Annotated in this window: 12 protein-coding genes; 7 read left to right on the top strand and 5 right to left on the bottom strand. The window is 57.5% G+C overall.

From position 1 onward, the window contains the following. The first annotated feature begins 415 nt into the window (after positions 1 to 415). The gene (locus tag FHS27_RS08060) at positions 416 to 2833 is read left to right on the top strand and encodes a heavy metal translocating P-type ATPase (protein ID WP_184303982.1); all 2418 of its coding nucleotides are present in this window, start codon (positions 416 to 418) and stop codon (positions 2831 to 2833) included. Between the two features lie 71 nt (positions 2834 to 2904). Here FHS27_RS08060 and FHS27_RS08065 read toward each other — a convergent pair whose 3' ends face one another. The 4 genes from FHS27_RS08065 to FHS27_RS08080 are packed head-to-tail and all read right to left on the bottom strand — an operon-like array spanning position 2905 to position 8521. Next, positions 2905 to 4062, bottom strand: a complete 1158-nt coding sequence (locus FHS27_RS08065) for an acetate/propionate family kinase (RefSeq protein WP_184303873.1) — start codon at positions 4060 to 4062, stop codon at positions 2905 to 2907. After that, the gene (gene pta / locus FHS27_RS08070) at positions 4059 to 6263 is read right to left on the bottom strand and encodes a phosphate acetyltransferase (RefSeq protein ID WP_184303875.1); all 2205 of its coding nucleotides are present in this window, start codon (positions 6261 to 6263) and stop codon (positions 4059 to 4061) included. The genes FHS27_RS08065 and pta overlap by 4 nt, the downstream gene beginning before the upstream one ends. A gap of 39 nt (positions 6264 to 6302) precedes the next feature. After that, positions 6303 to 6914 (bottom strand): PSP1 C-terminal domain-containing protein, encoded by a 612-nt coding sequence (locus FHS27_RS08075; RefSeq protein ID WP_184303877.1) that lies wholly within the window; start codon positions 6912 to 6914, stop codon positions 6303 to 6305. A gap of 2 nt (positions 6915 to 6916) precedes the next feature. Then, positions 6917 to 8521, bottom strand: coding sequence for a glycine--tRNA ligase (locus FHS27_RS08080; RefSeq protein ID WP_009095582.1), 1605 nt, complete (start codon positions 8519 to 8521; stop codon positions 6917 to 6919). A 417-nt stretch (positions 8522 to 8938) separates the two neighbouring features. Between FHS27_RS08080 and FHS27_RS08085 the strand changes: the two genes are divergently transcribed. Beyond that, complete coding sequence (locus FHS27_RS08085) at positions 8939 to 10402, top strand: hypothetical protein (protein ID WP_246419259.1); 1464 nt, start codon at positions 8939 to 8941, stop codon at positions 10400 to 10402. A 216-nt stretch (positions 10403 to 10618) separates the two neighbouring features. On the opposite strand, the gene flgK is transcribed toward FHS27_RS08085, so the two are convergent. Continuing rightward, complete coding sequence (gene flgK, locus FHS27_RS08090; RefSeq protein WP_184303881.1) at positions 10619 to 12307, bottom strand: flagellar hook-associated protein FlgK; 1689 nt, start codon at positions 12305 to 12307, stop codon at positions 10619 to 10621. Between the two features lie 376 nt (positions 12308 to 12683). Here flgK and FHS27_RS08095 point away from each other — a divergent pair, with 376 nt between their 5' ends. The 5 genes from FHS27_RS08095 (at position 12684) to FHS27_RS08115 (ending at position 17982) form a co-directional block, all read left to right on the top strand. Further along, positions 12684 to 13706 (top strand): ZIP family metal transporter, encoded by a 1023-nt coding sequence (locus FHS27_RS08095; protein ID WP_184303883.1) that lies wholly within the window; start codon positions 12684 to 12686, stop codon positions 13704 to 13706. Between the two features lie 133 nt (positions 13707 to 13839). Continuing rightward, positions 13840 to 14298, top strand: coding sequence for a hypothetical protein (locus tag FHS27_RS08100; protein WP_184303885.1), 459 nt, complete (start codon positions 13840 to 13842; stop codon positions 14296 to 14298). 242 nt (positions 14299 to 14540) lie between these two features. Continuing rightward, positions 14541 to 15761, top strand: coding sequence for a DUF1559 domain-containing protein (locus tag FHS27_RS08105; protein WP_184303887.1), 1221 nt, complete (start codon positions 14541 to 14543; stop codon positions 15759 to 15761). A gap of 7 nt (positions 15762 to 15768) precedes the next feature. Then, positions 15769 to 16797, top strand: coding sequence for an L-threonine 3-dehydrogenase (gene tdh, locus FHS27_RS08110; protein WP_009095566.1), 1029 nt, complete (start codon positions 15769 to 15771; stop codon positions 16795 to 16797). Beyond that, positions 16798 to 17982 (top strand): glycine C-acetyltransferase, encoded by a 1185-nt coding sequence (locus tag FHS27_RS08115; RefSeq protein ID WP_184303889.1) that lies wholly within the window; start codon positions 16798 to 16800, stop codon positions 17980 to 17982. It begins immediately after the preceding gene. Positions 17983 to 18122: the final 140 nt, after the last annotated feature.

Raw genomic sequence — 18122 nt, forward strand, 5'->3', positions numbered from 1 at the left:
TGTGTTTCATGCGGCCACCGTTCAACACCGTTCAACACCGTTCAACACCGTTCAACACCGTTCAATGCTGTTCACCGCTGCTCAACGCTGCTCAACGCCGTTTGATGCATCCCAGCGTGGGGGCAACCAAACGCGGCACCGATCCGGCTCGCTATTGAATTGTAACACCGCCGACATGAGAGTAGCCAACGAACGAATCCCATTGGTTTTGGAACTTCCTGGTGATTGTCGGGTCCCGCGCGGCATACGACTTGCTCGCTCTCGTAGAATTCCCTGTGTCTCCGAAGACTCCTCACCAACTTAGACCTGATGTTTTGTATCAGCGGCCTCCCGCCTGCTCACTGATCAATCCTCCGATCACGAATCGATAAAACGCAGCGGCGTCGAGCTACTGTGCCCACGCATGAAAAATCCAATGCAACTGCCCATCACTGACCCGGTCCCCCGACCGGACGATTCCGCCGCAAAAGCGATTGATCCTGTTTGCGGAATGAAGGTCGATCCGTCGACGCCTTTGCACCGCGATTATCAGGGCAAAACGCACTTCTTTTGCCATCAAGGCTGCCAAGACAAATTCGAATCCGACCCCGCGGGCGTGCTGGCGAACCGCGCGGCTAAAGATGCCGCCAAAGGGGGCTCCGCACCTGAGCACAGTTGCTGCGGCGGGCACGGCGGCGGAGGCTCAGCCGCCAAATCGAACGCTCAGCCCGCAAACCCGGACGCAATCTACACCTGCCCGATGCATTTGGAGATCGAACAGGTCGGTCCAGGCGATTGCCCGATCTGTGGAATGGATCTCGAGCCCAAATTCGTCGACGCCTCGGCCACCGGTGAAGACGAACAGTACATCGACATGCGCCGCCGGTTCTGGGTCGGTGCCGCGTTATCGATTCCGCTGCTCGTGATCGCGATGGGCCCGATGGTCGGATTGCGGATCGGAAGTGGATTGTCCATCACGTCGTTCGGATGGCTGCAACTCGCACTCGCGACACCGGTAGTCTTTTGGTGTGGCTGGCCCTTGCTCGTTCGCGGCGTGAAATCGTTCCGGACGATGAACCTGAACATGTTTTCGTTGATCGCCGTCGGCACGATGGCCGCGTATCTGTTCAGCTTCGTTGTCGTCGTGCTGCCCGATGTGATTCCTCGAGCGTTCTATGAAAACGGCGTTCCACCGCTGTACTTCGAGGCCGCCGCCGTGATCATCACCTTGGTGCTGCTCGGCCAAGTGCTCGAACTGCGAGCTCGACACCAGACCGGAGGCGCAATTCGTGAACTACTGCAACTCACCCCCGAAACGGCACATCGCGTCTCCGGTGATTCCGACGAGGAAGTCTCGCTCGATGAAGTCCGCAAGGGAGATCACCTCCGCGTGCGTCCCGGCGAAAAGATCCCTGTCGACGGGCGACTGATCAGCGGGAGCAGCCGGGTCGATGAATCGATGCTGACCGGTGAACCCATGCCTGTTCCTAAAAGTGAAGGTAATGAGATCACGGGCGGTACGTTGAATCAAACCGGTGCGTTCGTCATGGAAGCAACGGGCGTGGGAGGCGAAACCGTTCTCAGCCGCATTGTGCAAATGGTCGCCGATGCGCAGCGCAGCCGCGCCCCCATACAAAAACTGGCTGACGTTGTTGCACGCTACTTCGTGCCAGCCGTCATCCTGAGTTCGATTGCCGCTTTCGTCGGATGGGCGGTGTTCGGTCCTGAACCTCAACTCGCGCACGCCTTGGTGGCCGCGGTCGCGGTGCTGATCATTGCTTGCCCCTGTGCACTGGGGTTGGCAACGCCGATGTCAGTGATGGTCGGAGTGGGACGGGGGGCAAAGGAAGGCGTGTTGGTCAAGAACGCAGAGATGCTGGAAATCATGGAAAAGGTCGACACGGTTGTCGTCGACAAGACGGGCACGCTGACTCAAGGTCGCCCCGAGGTCACGACAATCGAAACGTTTGGTCAATGGAAACAAGCCGACGTGCTCGTAATCGCTGCAGCGTTAGAAAGCCACAGCGAGCATCCGTTCGCACAATCAGTTGTCCGGCGTGCCGAAGAACCGATTCCGTCGGCAACCGATTTCGACAGCATCACGGGGCAAGGCATTCGTGGCACTGTCGATGGGCATGACGTCCTCGTCGGCAACTCGAAATTGATTTCCAGCACTCTCGCCGCGTCGACGTCGATCGATGAAGTCAACCAAAAGGCCATCGGCTACCAACGCGATGGTGCGACGGTGGTCTACGTTGTGATCGATGGTGAACTGGCAGGCATGATCTCAATCACCGATCCGATTAAAGAGTCCACACCGTCTGCTCTTAAAACACTGCACGAACTCGGTTTGCGAGTCGTGATGTTGACCGGCGATGCGGAGGCGACGGCGAAGTCCGTTGCTGCTGAACTCGGCATTGACGAGTACCACGCAGGCGTCTCGCCGGAAGAAAAGCTGAGCTTCATTCGCAAACAAAAAGAGCAAGGCAAAGTGGTTGCGATGGCGGGTGATGGGATCAACGACGCTCCGGCACTCGCCGAAGCGAACGTGGGAATCGCAATGGGAACGGGCACCGGCGTCGCGATCGAGTCCGCAGGCGTGACGTTGGTCGGCGGCGATTTACGTGGTGTCGCGGCGGCGGCGAACCTCAGCCGTAAAACGATGCGTAACATCCGCCAAAACCTGTTCTTCGCGTTCGTTTATAATGCAATCGGAATCCCCTTAGCGGCTGGACTTTTGTACCCAGTGTTTGGCCTATTGCTCAGCCCGATGGTGGCAGCGGCGGCGATGAGTTTGAGCAGCGTGTCCGTGATCGGCAACGCACTCCGACTCCGAACGATCGACCTGACCTAAAGCTGTTCAACTGATAGCGTGACCGATTACGCTAGCTGGATTCGCCCGAATTCAGTCCTCGAGGCAGACGCCTACGCGTCCATCAACAGTTGTGCCGATTCGCGAGCAATCGCGAGCTCTTCATTGGTGGCCACGACCAACGTGCGAACCGTGGCCGAAGGGTGACTGATTTCAGCCACGCTGTCGCGCATCGGAGGTGATTCGTTCGCGCCAGGATCGATCACAATCCCCAAGTGAGCCAGCGGTCCTGTAACGAGTTCGCGGATCTTCACCGCGTGTTCGCCAACTCCCGCGGTAAAGATCAATGCGTCGAGACCGCCGAGAATCGCGATGTAACCACCAATGACTTTTTGGATCCGGCGAACGTAGATATCGATCGCTAACTCGGCTGCGCCGTCGCCGGCTTCACGACGCGATAAGATTGCCCGCATGTCGGCTTCGCCACATAACCCGACCAGACCGCTTTCCTTGTTGAGCAATCGATCCACATCATCGACGGACATTCCCGCCGATCGAATCAGGTGCAACGGCACCGATGGATCAATGTCGCCACACCGCGTCGCCATGACGAGTCCCTCGAGAGGCGTCATTCCCATCGACGTATCAACGGCAGCACCATCGATCGACGCGGTCACACTCGCTCCACCACCCAGATGCAACGAGATAATGCGGGCAGGCGATTCGATATCCAGGCGTTCGATCGCGAGTTGCGTGACGAAACGATGCGACGTGCCATGGAACCCGTACTTACGAACACGATGGGCGCGGTAGATCGGCTCGGGAATGGCATACCGATAGGCGGCAGGTTTCAGCGTACTAAAGTAAGCAGTATCAAAAACCAAGACTTGCGGCAACGGAACGCCCAAGCTATCGATCGCAACGACCACCGACCGGGCGGACGGATTATGAAGCGGCGCGAGCGTGTCGAGTGTCTCGAGTTGTGCGAGCACCTCGGCATTGACTACCGCAGGTGTCGGATAGCTGTCGCCACCTTGAACGATGCGGTGAGCGATCGCGGATAGCTTCGGCATGTCCTTTGGCGTTTGCATTCCCGGCAACAAGCCGAATTGTTCGAGCACGCAACGTGCCGCGGAAAGGTGATCAGGGGCGTCACCCCCGACCTGTCCAATCCGATCGACGAGTCCCTCGTAAAGCCGCTCGCCGGTCGAGACTTTGACGCACGCGTACTTGAGCGTGGTCGATCCAACATTGAATACAAGAATGTTCATGAGACAGGTGCTTCGTCGATGTTGTCGGTGGGTACCGGATCTAAGGCGATGGACTCAGACGCCTGTGCCTGAACCGCGGTGATCGCAACGGTGTTGACGATATCGGCCACGGTGCATCCACGTGAAAGGTCGTTGACGGGACGCCGCAACCCTTGCAGAACGGGGCCAATCGCCAACGCGTTGGCAGATCGCTGAACCGCTTTGTAGGTGTTATTGCCCGTGTTGAGGTCGGGAAAGATAAATACAGTCGCCCTACCCGCCACTTTACTGCCTGGCAGTTTCGCGGCCGCAACACTCGGATCGATCGCGGCGTCGTATTGCAACGGGCCTTCGACTAAGAGTTCGGGGCGTGCCGTTTTGAGCATCGCGGTCGCCGATCGAACCCGTTCGACGTCCTCCCCCTGTCCACTTTCACCGGTCGAGTAAGACAACATCGCGACGCGTGGTTCGATGCCGAACTGAGTTGCCGTATCGGCACTGCAACTGGCGATTTCGACCAACTGTTCCGCCGTCGGGTTGGGGACAACCGCACAGTCGCCGTAGACCAAAACGCCGTTCTTCAGACACATCAGAAACACACTGCTGACGCAGCCGATCCCGGGACGTGTTTTGATAAATTCGAAAGCCGGCCGAATCGTCGCCGCGGTCGTGTGCATCGCACCGGAAACCATTCCCGCGGCAAGGCCCCGGCGCACCATCATGGTTCCGAAATAGCTGACCTCTTGCATCCGGTCGCGTGCGACGTCGCGGGTCAACCCTTTGTGGCGACGCAGCAGATAGTACTCCTCGACGAACGAGTCCAACAACGGACTCGACGGTGGATGAATGATCTCGACCGTAGGGGTTTCACTGTCGGGGTCGTGGGCGACGGGCTTTCCTCCTGCTTCCAAGGCGTCGAGTTCCGGCAGTGTCACGCCCACCTGGCTGGCCGCACTTCGTATCTTCGCCGGGTCGCCCAACAAGACGATGTCGGCGACCCCCCGTCGCCGCAGAACATCGACCGCCTGCAGGATTCGCGGATCCTGGCCTTCGGGCAGGACAATGCGAACGCGGTTTTCACGGGCTCGCTGGATGAGCGAGTGTTCGAACAACATCGGCGTAATACGTTGAATACCAGGCGCCTCCAACCGATGAGCGAGATCTTCCATGTCGATACTTCGCTCGAACAATCCGAGTGCGGACTCAATCTTTCGCGGTGAGTGTTCGCCGATTTCCGCACGCACGTTCGACGCCATTGTCGCGGCGGTAAACGTGTCAACGTTCGTGGTCAGGATCGGCAATCCACTCGTCGGATTCACCATTCGCCGTACCGCGAGTGGCGGCAAAAGGCCACCGGTCAACACAAGTCCCGCCGGTGACGGGCTGCCCGAATGCAAACTCGCCAGCGCGCAGCCGATGATGATGTCGCTGCGGTCTCCCGGTGTGATCACCAGACTTCCGGCCTTCATACGTTCGAGAAAGTCAGGTAACAACATCGCGGCCACCTTCAACCGAGCCACCTCGCGATCAAAAGTTGATTCATCACCACCGAGTACCGACGCACCGAGGCCGACCTGAATTTCACGCACGGTGGGTTGCCGCAACAGAGGCTCCTCAGGCAACGTGTATATCGGCGCCGTGTTGGCGAGTCCCGCCGCCGCGTATCCCGCCCGCAGAGCATCGCGTTGTTCCGGCGGAACCTGGTTCACCACGGTCGCCAGCAATTGCCCGCCGTGATCGGTGAGCGAGTCGTTCCCGATCCGGATCGACTGCACACTCTCCTCCACCGATTGGCTCGCCGCGGAATAGACCGACATGATCGCACAGCCGAGGTTGACGGCGATGTCCGCGTTGAGTTCGAATTCGATCTCCGTCGCCAGCCCTTGGAAACTCGTGCCCTCGACAACCGCGAATTCAGCTGACTCTTGCAGGTTCTTAAATTTCTGTTGGATGCGTTGGATCAACCCTTCGTATCGATCCTCAGCGAGCATTTGACGCGCTTCTTTGCGGGTCACGCCGAACATCTGTTGTGGCGACGCAGCGAGTTGATAGCGTGATCGCATCAGCCGAATGCTTTGATCGTCGTCGGCGGAATCACGCACGACAGGACGGAAGAAAACGACCCGACCGAACCTCCGCATCGCGAGTTCCATGACCCCGAGGGCGATCATCCGTTTGCCCGTCGCGTTTTCGTTAGTGGCTAAGTAAAGACTGTCGGGCATGGTGCGATCAGGTGTATTGAATGGTCTTCGAAAGTCACGTTATTTCGTACAGGCACCCGCTACCGCACAGGAGGCACAACCGCCCCCCGTACCGCAACCACCGCCCGCTTCGGTCCCACAATCAGGACCGCAACCGTGGGTCATTAATTCGGCGAGCCGGATCGACTGCACCCGAGCTTCATACTCAGCGACGATTTGATCGGTGATTTCTCGACCGAGTGCGTCGACCGGGCCGAGGAAATGCAACACGAGAGTATTGCCGTCGAACAATTGATCCACATCGAGCAGCACGGCGTCCGAATCGCTGCTCGCCAGTACGTCTTGGCAACGACGCACGGCATCACGCTTGTATCGCTGCAATCGCTCGACCAGAAGCCGATCTTCCTCAGTAAGCGAGCGGATGATCCGCAATCGTGCCGTGGGCGCATCTTCCTCTTCCGATCCCGCATTGCCCGATTGCATGTCGCCCGATTGCGTGTCGCCCGATCCCGCATTGTTCACCGAAACTTCGCCGAGCACCTCACCGAGTTCGATCCCGCGTGGCGTCTGCACCAACACTTCGCTGCCACGCGTGAAGGTCGCCGATTCAACGAGTGAAACCGCGACGAAGCAATCGCCTGCGAAACCGATTCGGACAAGGTGAGCAGTCACTGCTATTGAAGAATCCGACTGCGAATTACGTCGACGACGTCGTCGATCTTGATACGAGTTTGCTCGAGTGAGTCACGGTCGCGGATGGTGACCGTCTTGTCCGTCAACGAATCACCGTCGACGGTAATGCAGTATGGCGTGCCGGCTTCGTCCTGGCGACGATAGCGACGACCGACCGCACCCTTGGCGTCATAGAAAACGTTGAAGTGTTGTTTCAGGCCCGCGTAGATTTCTTGAGCGATTTCAGGCATCCCGTCCTTTTTCACCAACGGGAATACCGCTGCCTTGATCGGCGCGAGTCGCGGGTGCAACTTCATCACCGTACGCGTTTGCAGATTGCCCTTTTCGTCGGGAGCCTCGTCTTCGGTGTACGCTTCGCACAAGAACGCAAGGGCAGCCCGGTCGGCACCGGCGGACGGCTCGATCACATGAGGAGTGAACTTCTCGTTCGAAATGTCATCACGGTAAGTGAGGTCTTTTCCACTGCCGCGGTACTTCGGCTTGCCGTCTTCGCCGAGTTGCACTGTCATCGGATTCGTGGCCGGGTCGAGTTTCCCTTCCATGTGACTGCGGAGATCAAAATCGCCGCGGTGCGCGATGCCTTCGAGTTCGCCATACTCGCCTTCGGGAAGGAACGGGAACGCATATTCGATGTCCGCAGTGCCGACGCTGTAGTGCGCCAACTCGGACTGTTCGTGCTCGCGCATGATCAGCGATTCACCGGACAATCCCATCTCGGTGTACCAGGCCATCCGACGATCACGCCAGTATCGATACCAGTCTTGCGATTGATCGGGATGACAAAAGAATTCGATTTCCATTTGTTCGAACTCACGCGACCGGAAGGTGAAGTTCCGCGGGGTGATTTCGTTGCGGAAACTCTTGCCGACCTGACCGATCCCGAACGGGACACGAACCCGCGAGCTATCGAGCACGTTCTTGAAATTGACAAAGATCCCTTGTGCGGTTTCCGGTCGCAGGAACGTCGTGTCGTCCTCACCACCGAGGGCTCCGAGCGTGGTCTTGAACATCAAGTTGAATTCACGCGGCTCGGTGAGCGTGCCGAGCGTTTTCGCATCCGGTCCGAGAACGTCGTCGTGAGAATCGACTTTATCGAGCGTGATCGACTCGTCGCCGATCGTGATGTCGTCTGCGTTCTTAGGTCGCAGCTTGAAGAACTTGAGCGAACGACGGCGGATCTCGTCGATTTCCTGCTCGATTTCGGCAAGTGTCGTCACAAAGATCTTTTGGTCTTTGTATTCGACAAATCGGCCTCGAACCTGATCGTGTCGATAACGTTTTTTCGATTCCCGGCAATCGACCATGTAATCGTGGAAAAGGTCGTAGTGGCCGCTGCATTTCCACACCTGGGGGTGCATCAGAATGGTGCAATCCAGGCCGACCATCTCGAACGGGCTGGGGGCACCAGCGGGAGTGGCCAGTTCGTTGTGGCCGCTGATCATGTCCTGCCACCACGCATCCTTGAGGTTGCGTTTGAGTTCAACGCCCAACGGACCGTAGTCCCACAACCCCTGAACCCCACCGTAAATTTCGCTGGATTGAAACAAAAAACCGCGTCGTTTGCACAACGACACCAGGGCGTCCATGGATTTCATGAGAAATTGAGGGGAATTCAGAGTGGAGAGTCAGTTTCGAGCACACAAAGCGAGCATTGTCGGCGAAACGCCGAGTTACGCAAGCATCCGGCCGTCGCACGGCAATTCGAGACCAACACCGTACAGATCATCACGAGGCCGTGCTAATCCCGACCAGCGCCGAGCGGGTCAGCGAAATCGGCCTCCCTCAGCGTCGGAGGTCACGTGCGTTTCAGGACCAGCGGCGGCGGCGAACCGCGCAACACACTGACAATTGTGCGAAATGGCACGTCGGGAGTGTGCGATCAATGTTGAACTAATACGGTCAGGTCGGATTAAGCAGATCGTTTTCCGAAACACGATTGATACAGATGTGCAGCCCGATAGGGCAGATAGAACAATCAGTTTCACTTCACCTCGATGACAATCATGAGCATCCACCACCGTACCGCTGCGATCCTCGCAGTATTAGCAATCGCCGCCGGACCATTCCCATCTCCGAATCGGGCTCAGGCTCAAAACGCCCAATTGGCGTCTTGCGGGACTCCCGCGTGTGGATCGCCGATTTGCGGCGGGGCAATTTACTCAACGACACCTTATGGAGGATGTTCCTCGAGCGGTTACAGCACCTTGCCATACGGGGGCCAGATGGGCGGGTCGTTTGGTACCACATCCGACACCGCTTATCTCTACCATTCGGGATACCAGGGCGGTGGTCAAATGTCGCCGAGCCAACTCGGCGGTGGATGTCAGGGAACAGGGTTCTCCGGCCCGGGTACGATGTCGGGAACAGGCATGGTTTACACGGACGGATACTCCGACGGCTATTCCGTTGCCGGAGCGTCCGGGTACGCAGGATCATCAGCCTCCATGAGCACGTCAGGCAACTCCTGTGGCAACGGCCAAATGATCGGTGACGCAGCGATCGGTGGCGCAGTCCTCGTTGGCGGCGGAACTGGGTACGGCAACGCATGTGGTCCAGCCGATGTCGCGTCGATGCCAACGTTCGGATCCGGACGATTCGGGAATTTTGCCCCCGGCTTCTATGGCGGCTTCGAATTTCTGTGGCTTCGTGCGAACTTCGGACAGAACGTGGCGTTGATCATCGACCCACCGGTCGGCAACACCCTCGTGCCGTTCGACTATGAACACGACCTCAGCCCGCGTGCGTGGTTGGGATGGCAGTCGTGCCGCGGCACAGGTGTCCGTTTCACCTACTTCAGCTTTGACGACGAACCGGATCCCGTCTCGGTCACTGCCGTGGTCGGTGCCACACCGGTATTCGTCAACGTGTTCGGTGCGGGCAGCAACCTTACTCGCAACGCGAATGCGAACGCGGGCGAGACACTGACGTCGCAACATGAACTGAAATTGCAAACCTATGACATCGAAGCGACACAGCAATTCTGTTTCGCATCAACCCAAGCCATGTTCGGGTTGGGCGTTCGCATTGCGGAAATGAATCAACTGCTCCGCGGCGATGTTCACGACGGGGGTGGCGTTCTTCAGGAAGCCGTCACCAACGATCTCGACTTCGCAGGCGCCGGCCCAACCGCGTCGCTGTGGTTGACCCGGCAAATCATGTGCAGCCGTTTCTCGTTCTACAGCAACATGCGTGGTGCCTTCCTCATCGGTGACACCGACCAACGCATCTACGAAATGAAAGGCGCCTACACGACGGAACTGGAGGACCGTGCAATCCATCGCGAAATCCTAACGAACGCCGAGTGTTCCGTGGGTTTGCAGTTCGGCCAATCGTTGACACCACGATGCGGTTGCTTCTTGCGAGTCGGGTATGAAGCCCAGGTGTGGCTCGATGCGGGCGGCCCGGTCAACTCCGACTCGTCCATCGGCCTGGACGGTGTCACGTTCGCAACCGGATTGGTGCTGTAGCGTTCACTCACGATCGAAACGAACATGCAACATCGCGGCAGACCAGACGTTCGCAACCGGCAACAATGCAAACTCGGGGCGAGCGTCTAACCGCGTGGCAACCAAGCCAAGTGCAGGAATAAACCGAGACGCTTGATGAACCAACGCACTGGCGTCAATTGATCATCAAGCCTTGCCCGAGGCTCCCGCAATCTGCCGTATCGGGAACGAACTTCGTTACAGTGCCATCAAGATTTCAAGCATCTCCGACGCGGTGGCAATCACCCGTGACGAAGCTTGAAAGGCACGTTGATACGAAATCAACTTGATCGACTCTTCATCGATGTTGACCCCCGTGATGGCCAAGTGTTGACTTCGCAAAGTCGCATAGAAGTCGTTGAGACCTTCGCTCGAACTGGTTTGCAAATTCACTTCGCGGCCGATCTTCGCGAGCATCTGTTCGTGCAACCCACGAATGGACCGTCCGTCGAGATCATCCACCGGACGGTCGACGAGGTCCAACAGTTCGTAGAGCGTGTTAGTGTCTTGATCGATTCCGCCCGATGAGATCGCCAACAAGTCGAGATCGTCTTTGATCACTTGGTTCACCGCGATGTCTTTTGCCGACGTCCCGGTGAAGAATGTGTTGAGCCCCGCTGCGGCTAAGAAACCGCTCGTGTCTTCCCCGAACGTGAACTGCGACGTCGGCGAATCACTTTCAATTCGCAACCGCCCATCGCTCGACAACGAGGCCGAGATACCGGTGATGTCATTCAATTGCGCGGCGATCGAATCCAACGTCGAATCGCCGATCTGTCCCAAATTCCGAACTTCGATCCGGGTCGTCGAAAGTAACTCGCCATCGTTATCGACGAGGTTGAAATCAAAACTACCGTTCTTCGGTTCAAACGACAAATCGGCTTGGCTGATCGGCGTTCCCGGCAACCCCGAGTAGGCGGCTTCGAGTGAATCGAAACCGGTCCGACCTTGGCCTTGCGAGTGAACTTCGTTGACGCCGCGGATCAACGACTCGGCCATGTAGTCGAGGTTATCGATGTAGTTACCGAATACGCCACCGCGGATTTCGATCGCTGCACCGAGCTTGCCGCCTTTGACCTGCAAGGGAGCATCAGTGTCGACAATCCGAACTTCCAAACCGTCCGCCGATTCGTCAAATGCCGCATACACTTCGCGATAGTTACGGTTACTGACGAGGTAGTCACCGCCGACGAACACGTTAACGTTGCCGCTCTCTTGTTCTTGGAAATTGATATCGATGTAGCTGGCGAGTTCTTCCAGATCGCGATACCGCTGATCTCGCAAACCGGTCGCATCGCTGCCGAGCAAACCGCCGCCTTCGATCGTGGCGATTTCGGTATTCAATCTCGCAATGCGTTCGGTCAACCGGTTGATCTGAGTGGCCATGTCAGACATGTCGCCATTCCACTGGTCCGCCAAATTGCCTGCTTTCGTTCGAGCCGTTTGCAAGTTTTCGGCGAGGTTTTCACCTTGGATGATCACGAACTCACGCATCGCCGAATCGTTCGGCTGAGTCGACAAGTCATGCAGCGCGTTGTTGAACAACGAAAACTGTTCGCTCAGTCCGCCGCCATCGAGATCCGTGGTCAACTCCTCGAGTTGGTTGTAGGCCGACTGCAACGCCTCGCTTCCCGACAGCGCGGTCTTAGCGTTAAACATCCGTTCGGCGAGAGCCTGGTCGATGACCTGCTTCACACCGGTGGCCCGGACCCCGGTTCCCAGGATCAGCCCGCCTTCGCGGACCGCCACGGCAGGGGTCTGTTCAAGACGCTGCCGGATAAAGCCTTCGGTGTTGGCGTTGGCAATGTTATTACCAACTACCTGCAGTCCCACCTGAGCCGTATTAAGAGCGCCGGCGGATTGCTGAATCGTTCCGAATAGCCCCATGGCGGCGAACCCTCTCAGTGAACCATACGACCCTCGAAAGAGAGCCCACCTATCAGGAAAGGTATCGACCGTCATAACCGTCAAACTTGATCGAATCCGACCAACTTCGCGGCGGTGACGCGAAGGAGAGGGTCAGGTGCCCGGATTCACCGGCATTTTGCGTCCATCGCAGATGTCTCCTGGGATCCGACTCGCTCCGCTGCGTTGACGCAATCCCGGTCGATGACCTCCTTGTCGGCCGCATCCCGTTTGAGGGACCGCGGCCTCTCCGCCCCCTTGGATAGGTCAATAGTCGATTCCGCTTTGATGCCGTAGGATGTTGGGTTCAATTTTGAGCATTTCTTTCCCTCACCCCCGCTTTCTGCCGGTCCTATTGATGTCGCTGTCGCCCGAACCGTTGTTAATCGTCTACTGCGTGTTCGTCATCATGGCGTCACTAATGGGCGGGCGACTGTCGAAACTCTTTCGCATGACTCACTTGCGAACGCAGATGCTGATGAGCGGCGTGGGTGGTTTAATGCTAGGCATCGCACTTTTACACCTGTTGCCACACGCGACCGAGGTGCTCGGTTCGTCTTCCAAAACCGGGGGAGCGGCGTTGGTGGGCTTGATTTCGATGTTCCTCCTGATCCGCTTATTTCACACCCATGACCACGGTGCCAAGGAACCCGACCCAGCGCACGATCACGCCCACCACGATCACGGTGATTCCCCCGAGGGCGAGACTTCTCATGAGCATGGGCATGCCCACGAGGAAGTGCATTCTCACGCACACAGCCATTCTCACGGACACGATCATTCCCATTCCCATTCCCATTCCCACGCTCACCCCCACAAGGGACTCAGTTGGGCAGGGATGTTCTTCGGTTTAGCCCTACACACCATCATCGATGGCGTCGCACTGGCGAGTAGCGTGATCGCGGACGCTCACCACGGTGCGTGGCTGGGTCTGGCGGGTCTGGGAACGTTCTTGGCAGTCGCCTTTCACAAACCTCTCGACGCGTTCGCGATCACGTCGGTGATGAGCAAACAAGGCTGGTCCGAGAACGCCCAGAGTGCCGCGAATATCTGCTTTTCACTGGCCTGCCCGCTCGGTGCGTTGCTGATGTATTTCGGTGCAACGCACTGGACCGAAGGCACGGAAGTCCTCGGTTGGGGGCTTGCCGTATCAGCCGGATTCTTCATCTGCATCGCCCTGGCAGACCTTCTTCCGGAGGTCGCATTTCACGATCACGACCGTGGAAAATTGACGACCGCACTGCTTCTCGGTGTGGCCATCGCGGTCGGAATCGAAAATTTGCCAGGACACAAACACAACTCGCATGACGGGCACGATCACACCTTCCAGAACACGCCCCAGAACACGACGGATGTGTTGATGCCCGAGGAATCTCCGTAAAAACACGAAATTCCTTGCGAAAAAGCAGCTTCATTTATTCTGTTTCTACGCGTAATCTGTTATGAACCAAACACAGTTCAACGCGTAGCACGCATACACCGTTCTCTTGCTCGGCCCTCGACACCCGCAATTCATGCAACGTTTCACCGCTCAAATCGCACTGATCGCCTATGTGGTAGGTGGCTGGCTTTTGCCCGCTGCCCACCATCATGTGCATGATCATTCGGCGGGCGGTGTTGCGTGTGAGTGTGCGGTTGTGGCAACGCAACCGGCGGCAACGCCGACGCCTGCCCCACACACGCCCGAATCGCACGATACCGGTTGTTGCTGTGACCATTCCACAGAACATCCGAGTGCGGACGACCATCCGGAATCGCACTCGTCGTTGGTTGCCGGGCAATCCAAAGCCGACGAATGCGTGGGGCTTTGTGCTCTTTGCTGTTCGATCAGTTTGGTCGGACAGGTCGGCGACTCGTTGGCGATATCGTTCGCTCCTTTCGCCAGCGACGACGAGTCTCGCCTCAAGGGACTCACCTTTCCACTTCCGCCTCTCTGTGGCGGAGTCTCTTCACGTGGTCCGCCCACTGTTTGATTGAGTTTCCGGAATCTTTGTGACCGACGGGTAGCCTCTGCGCACCTGTTCGTTATCGCGATGTTTTCAGCACGCTGCTGGCTAGCTCGCTGCGTTCTCGAAAGCACCACTGCGACAAATCCGGATCGGGCCTACGGGGCCTTCCATGAGAATCTCGAGTCTGCCGATCAAAGGCGACTCAATGATCGAGCTTGCAATCTTTCTCATTAATCAATCATTCCATTATTTGTTCGGACTCTACTATGAAATCAACTCACCCGGCGCGTCGCGCCCCATTCGGATTCACCCTCGTCGAACTTCTGGTCGTGATCGCCATCATCGGTGTGCTCGTCGGCCTGCTCCTCCCCGCCGTCCAAGCTGCGCGCGAAGCAGCACGGCGAATGAGTTGCAGCAACAACCTCAAACAACTCGGACTTGCGGTCCACAATTACCACTCCTCCTACAATAAAATGCCAATGCACGGTGCAGGCACCTGGGCCGATGGAGCCGCCGTCGGCAGCAACCTGACCAACCGCATGGATTTGTCGATCTGGGTCGGACTGACACCGTTCTTCGAACAGCAAGCGTTGTGGGAACAAATCGTGAACCCGATGGCCAACGCAGGTGGCACGCCCAACCCTTGGCCGGCGATGGGTCCCGAAACGAACGAAGGGAACTACGCACCGTGGTCAACCGAAATCCCAACCCTTCGCTGCCCAAGCGATCCGGGAACGGGATTGCCAGCGTTGGGCCGTACCAACTACGCGGCGTGCCTTGGTGATTCGATCCACTACATGGGATTGGGCAAACTCGGAATCGATAACGACCCTTCTGCACCGACGTTGGTTCTCGGCAACGCTTCCACTCACGCATCGGAAACCCGTGCTGCGTGTCGTGGTGCGTTTGTGTCACACCAGCAAACAGGTTTCCGTGACATTCTCGATGGGCTCGCCAACACCATCATCTGTGGCGAGATCACGACTGACCTTGGTGACCGCAACATTCGGACAATTGCTGCAGTTGGTAATGACAGTGGCGCCGAAACGGTTCGAGACGAGCCCGATTTGTGCTTGCACGAAGGTCTTACCGACAGCACGCGTCCACAATTTTGGGCAACCGGAACGCCGCCGACACTTGCGGCGTCTAATGAAGGCCGAGGCTACCGTTGGGCATCGTCCGGCGCGGCTTATTCCGCGGTTAACACAATTCTTCCGCCGAACCGTGAACTCTGCTTTGGCGGTACAACCGCCGACAGTTACGGAATAGCGTCGGTGAGCAGCCAGCACCAAGGCGGTGCCCATGTTTTGATGGGTGATGGCGCGGTACGATTCATCACCGACTCTATTGAGGCGGGAGATGTCCACCACGGCAATGTGTGGTCGGGTGGAACCGGCGAAAGCGCACCAGGCTCTATCAGCCCTTACGGTTTGTGGGGTGCATTGGGTACGCGAGCCGGAAAGGAAGTCGCATCCATCGATCAGTAATTCGAATATGAAAGCACTCGTTAAGCGTCACCGACAGCCGGGTTTGTGGTTAGAAGAAGTCCCCATCCCCAGCATCGGTATCAACGATGTGCTGATTCGAGTGGATCGCACTGGCATTTGCGGAACTGACGTTCATATCTACACATGGGACGCCTGGGCTCAAAAAACGATTCCAGTCCCCATGGTCGTCGGGCATGAGTTCGTCGGAGAAATTGTCGAAGTCGGCTCGAACGTGGTCGACTTTCGCGCCGGCGACATCGTCAGTGGAGAAGGGCACGTTGTCTGTGGCCGCTGCCGCAATTGCATGGCGGGCCGACGTCACCTGTGTGCCGACACAAAGGGGATCGGGGTGAACCGCCCCGGTGCCTTTGCCGAATACATCGCGCTCCCGGTAACCAATGTTTGGAACCATGATCGCAATATCGACCGTGACATCGCGGCCATCTTTGACCCTTTCGGCAACGCCGTTCATACCGCGTTGTCGTTCGAGATCCTAGGCGAGGATGTGCTGATCACCGGCGCGGGACCGATCGGCTGCATGGCCGCAGCGGTCGCAAAACATGCCGGTGCCCGACACGTCGTCCTCACGGACATCAACCCTTGGCGTCTCGAACTCGGTAAGAAACTCGGTGCCACCCGGACCGTCGATGTTCGCCACGAGAAACTCTTTGACGTTCAACGCGAACTCGGCATGAAAGAAGGCTTCAACGTCGGCCTGGAAATGTCGGGCAACCCGACCGCCTTCCGCGACATGATCTCGCAAATGTGTCATGGCGGAAACATCGCGATGCTGGGAATCCCCAGCGAAGAAATGTCGATCGACTGGAACACGGTCGTCTTTAATATGCTAACGATCAAAGGCATCTACGGTCGCGAGATGTACGACACGTGGTACCAAATGACCATGATGCTCCAGTGCGGCCTGGATCTATCGCCAATCGTCACTCACCGGTTTGACTACCAGGATTTTGAAAAAGGTTTTGACGTGATGATGTCAGGACAGTCCGGCAAGGTCATTTTGAATTGGAACGTGTAAATGTACGGTAGCTTTCGCAAACACCTAGACGAGCAACTCAATCAGATCCGTGAAGACGGCCTCTACAAATCCGAACGTTCGATCCGTTCTCCGCAGGACATGCATGTCCGCGTCGGTGACGACAAAACCGTACTCAACCTGTGCGCCAACAATTACCTCGGCCTGGCTGAACACGAAGGCGTCCGGGACGCTGCCGCGAAAGGGCTCGAACAATGGGGCTACGGTTTATCGTCAGTGCGATTTATCTGCGGAACGCAAACCATTCACAAGGAACTCGAACAACGGCTCAGCGATTTCCTCGGAACCGAAGACACGATCCTGTACACCTCCTGCTTTGACGCCAACGGGGGCCTCTTCGAAACCCTGCTCGGCGCCGAGGATGCCGTGATCTCCGACGCTCTTAATCACGCGTCGATCATCGATGGCATTCGTTTGTGCAAAGCCCAGCGATTCCGATACGCCAACAATGACCTGGCCGATCTCGAAGCCAAACTGATCGAAGCGAGTTCAGCCCGGTATCGGTTGATCGCCACCGACGGCGTGTTTTCGATGGACGGCACGATCGCCAACCTGCCGGGCATTTGCGACCTCGCCGAGCGATACGACGCGTTGGTCATGGTCGACGACTCTCACTCCGTCGGATTCATGGGCAAACACGGACGCGGCACCCATGAACACCATGACGTCATGGACCGGATCGACATCATCACGGGAACACTCGGCAAAGCACTCGGCGGCGCCAGCGGCGGATACACAAGTGGGCGCCGTGAAATCGTCGAACTACTACGCCAACGTTCACGCCCGTACCTGTTTTCAAACTCGGTCGCCCCTCCCATTGTCGCCGGTTCGATCGCAGCTCTCGATCTGCTGAACGACTCGACGGAGCTGCGCGACCGCCTCGAAGAAAACACCGCGTTCTTCCGCGCCGGATTGCAGGATGCGGGTTTCGACATCATTCCGGGCGAACACCCGATCGTTCCGATCATGCTGGGCGATGCCGTTGTTGCGGCCCGCATGGCCGACGCGATGCTGGAGAAAGGCGTCTACGTTGTGGGTTTCTCCTTCCCCGTCGTCCCCCGAGGGCAAGCCAGAATCCGAACCCAGGTCTCGGCTGCTCACACTCGAGACGATTTGTCCTTCGCGATCTCGAAATTCGCGGAAACCAAGGCTGAATTGGGAGTGTAAGGCGTCTGCCGGAGCTTCAGATCAGAACGCGCGGGAGAAATTTTCATTCCGGGGCGGAACATTCCCCACCGGTGGGCGTTTGATAGCGTAGGATAATACGCTCTTGTATGATCTTACTCCCCCACTTGATTGTTCCAAGG

Source organism: Aporhodopirellula rubra, from assembly GCF_014192335.1.
Classification (GTDB): Bacteria; Planctomycetota; Planctomycetia; order Pirellulales; family Pirellulaceae; genus Rhodopirellula; species Rhodopirellula rubra.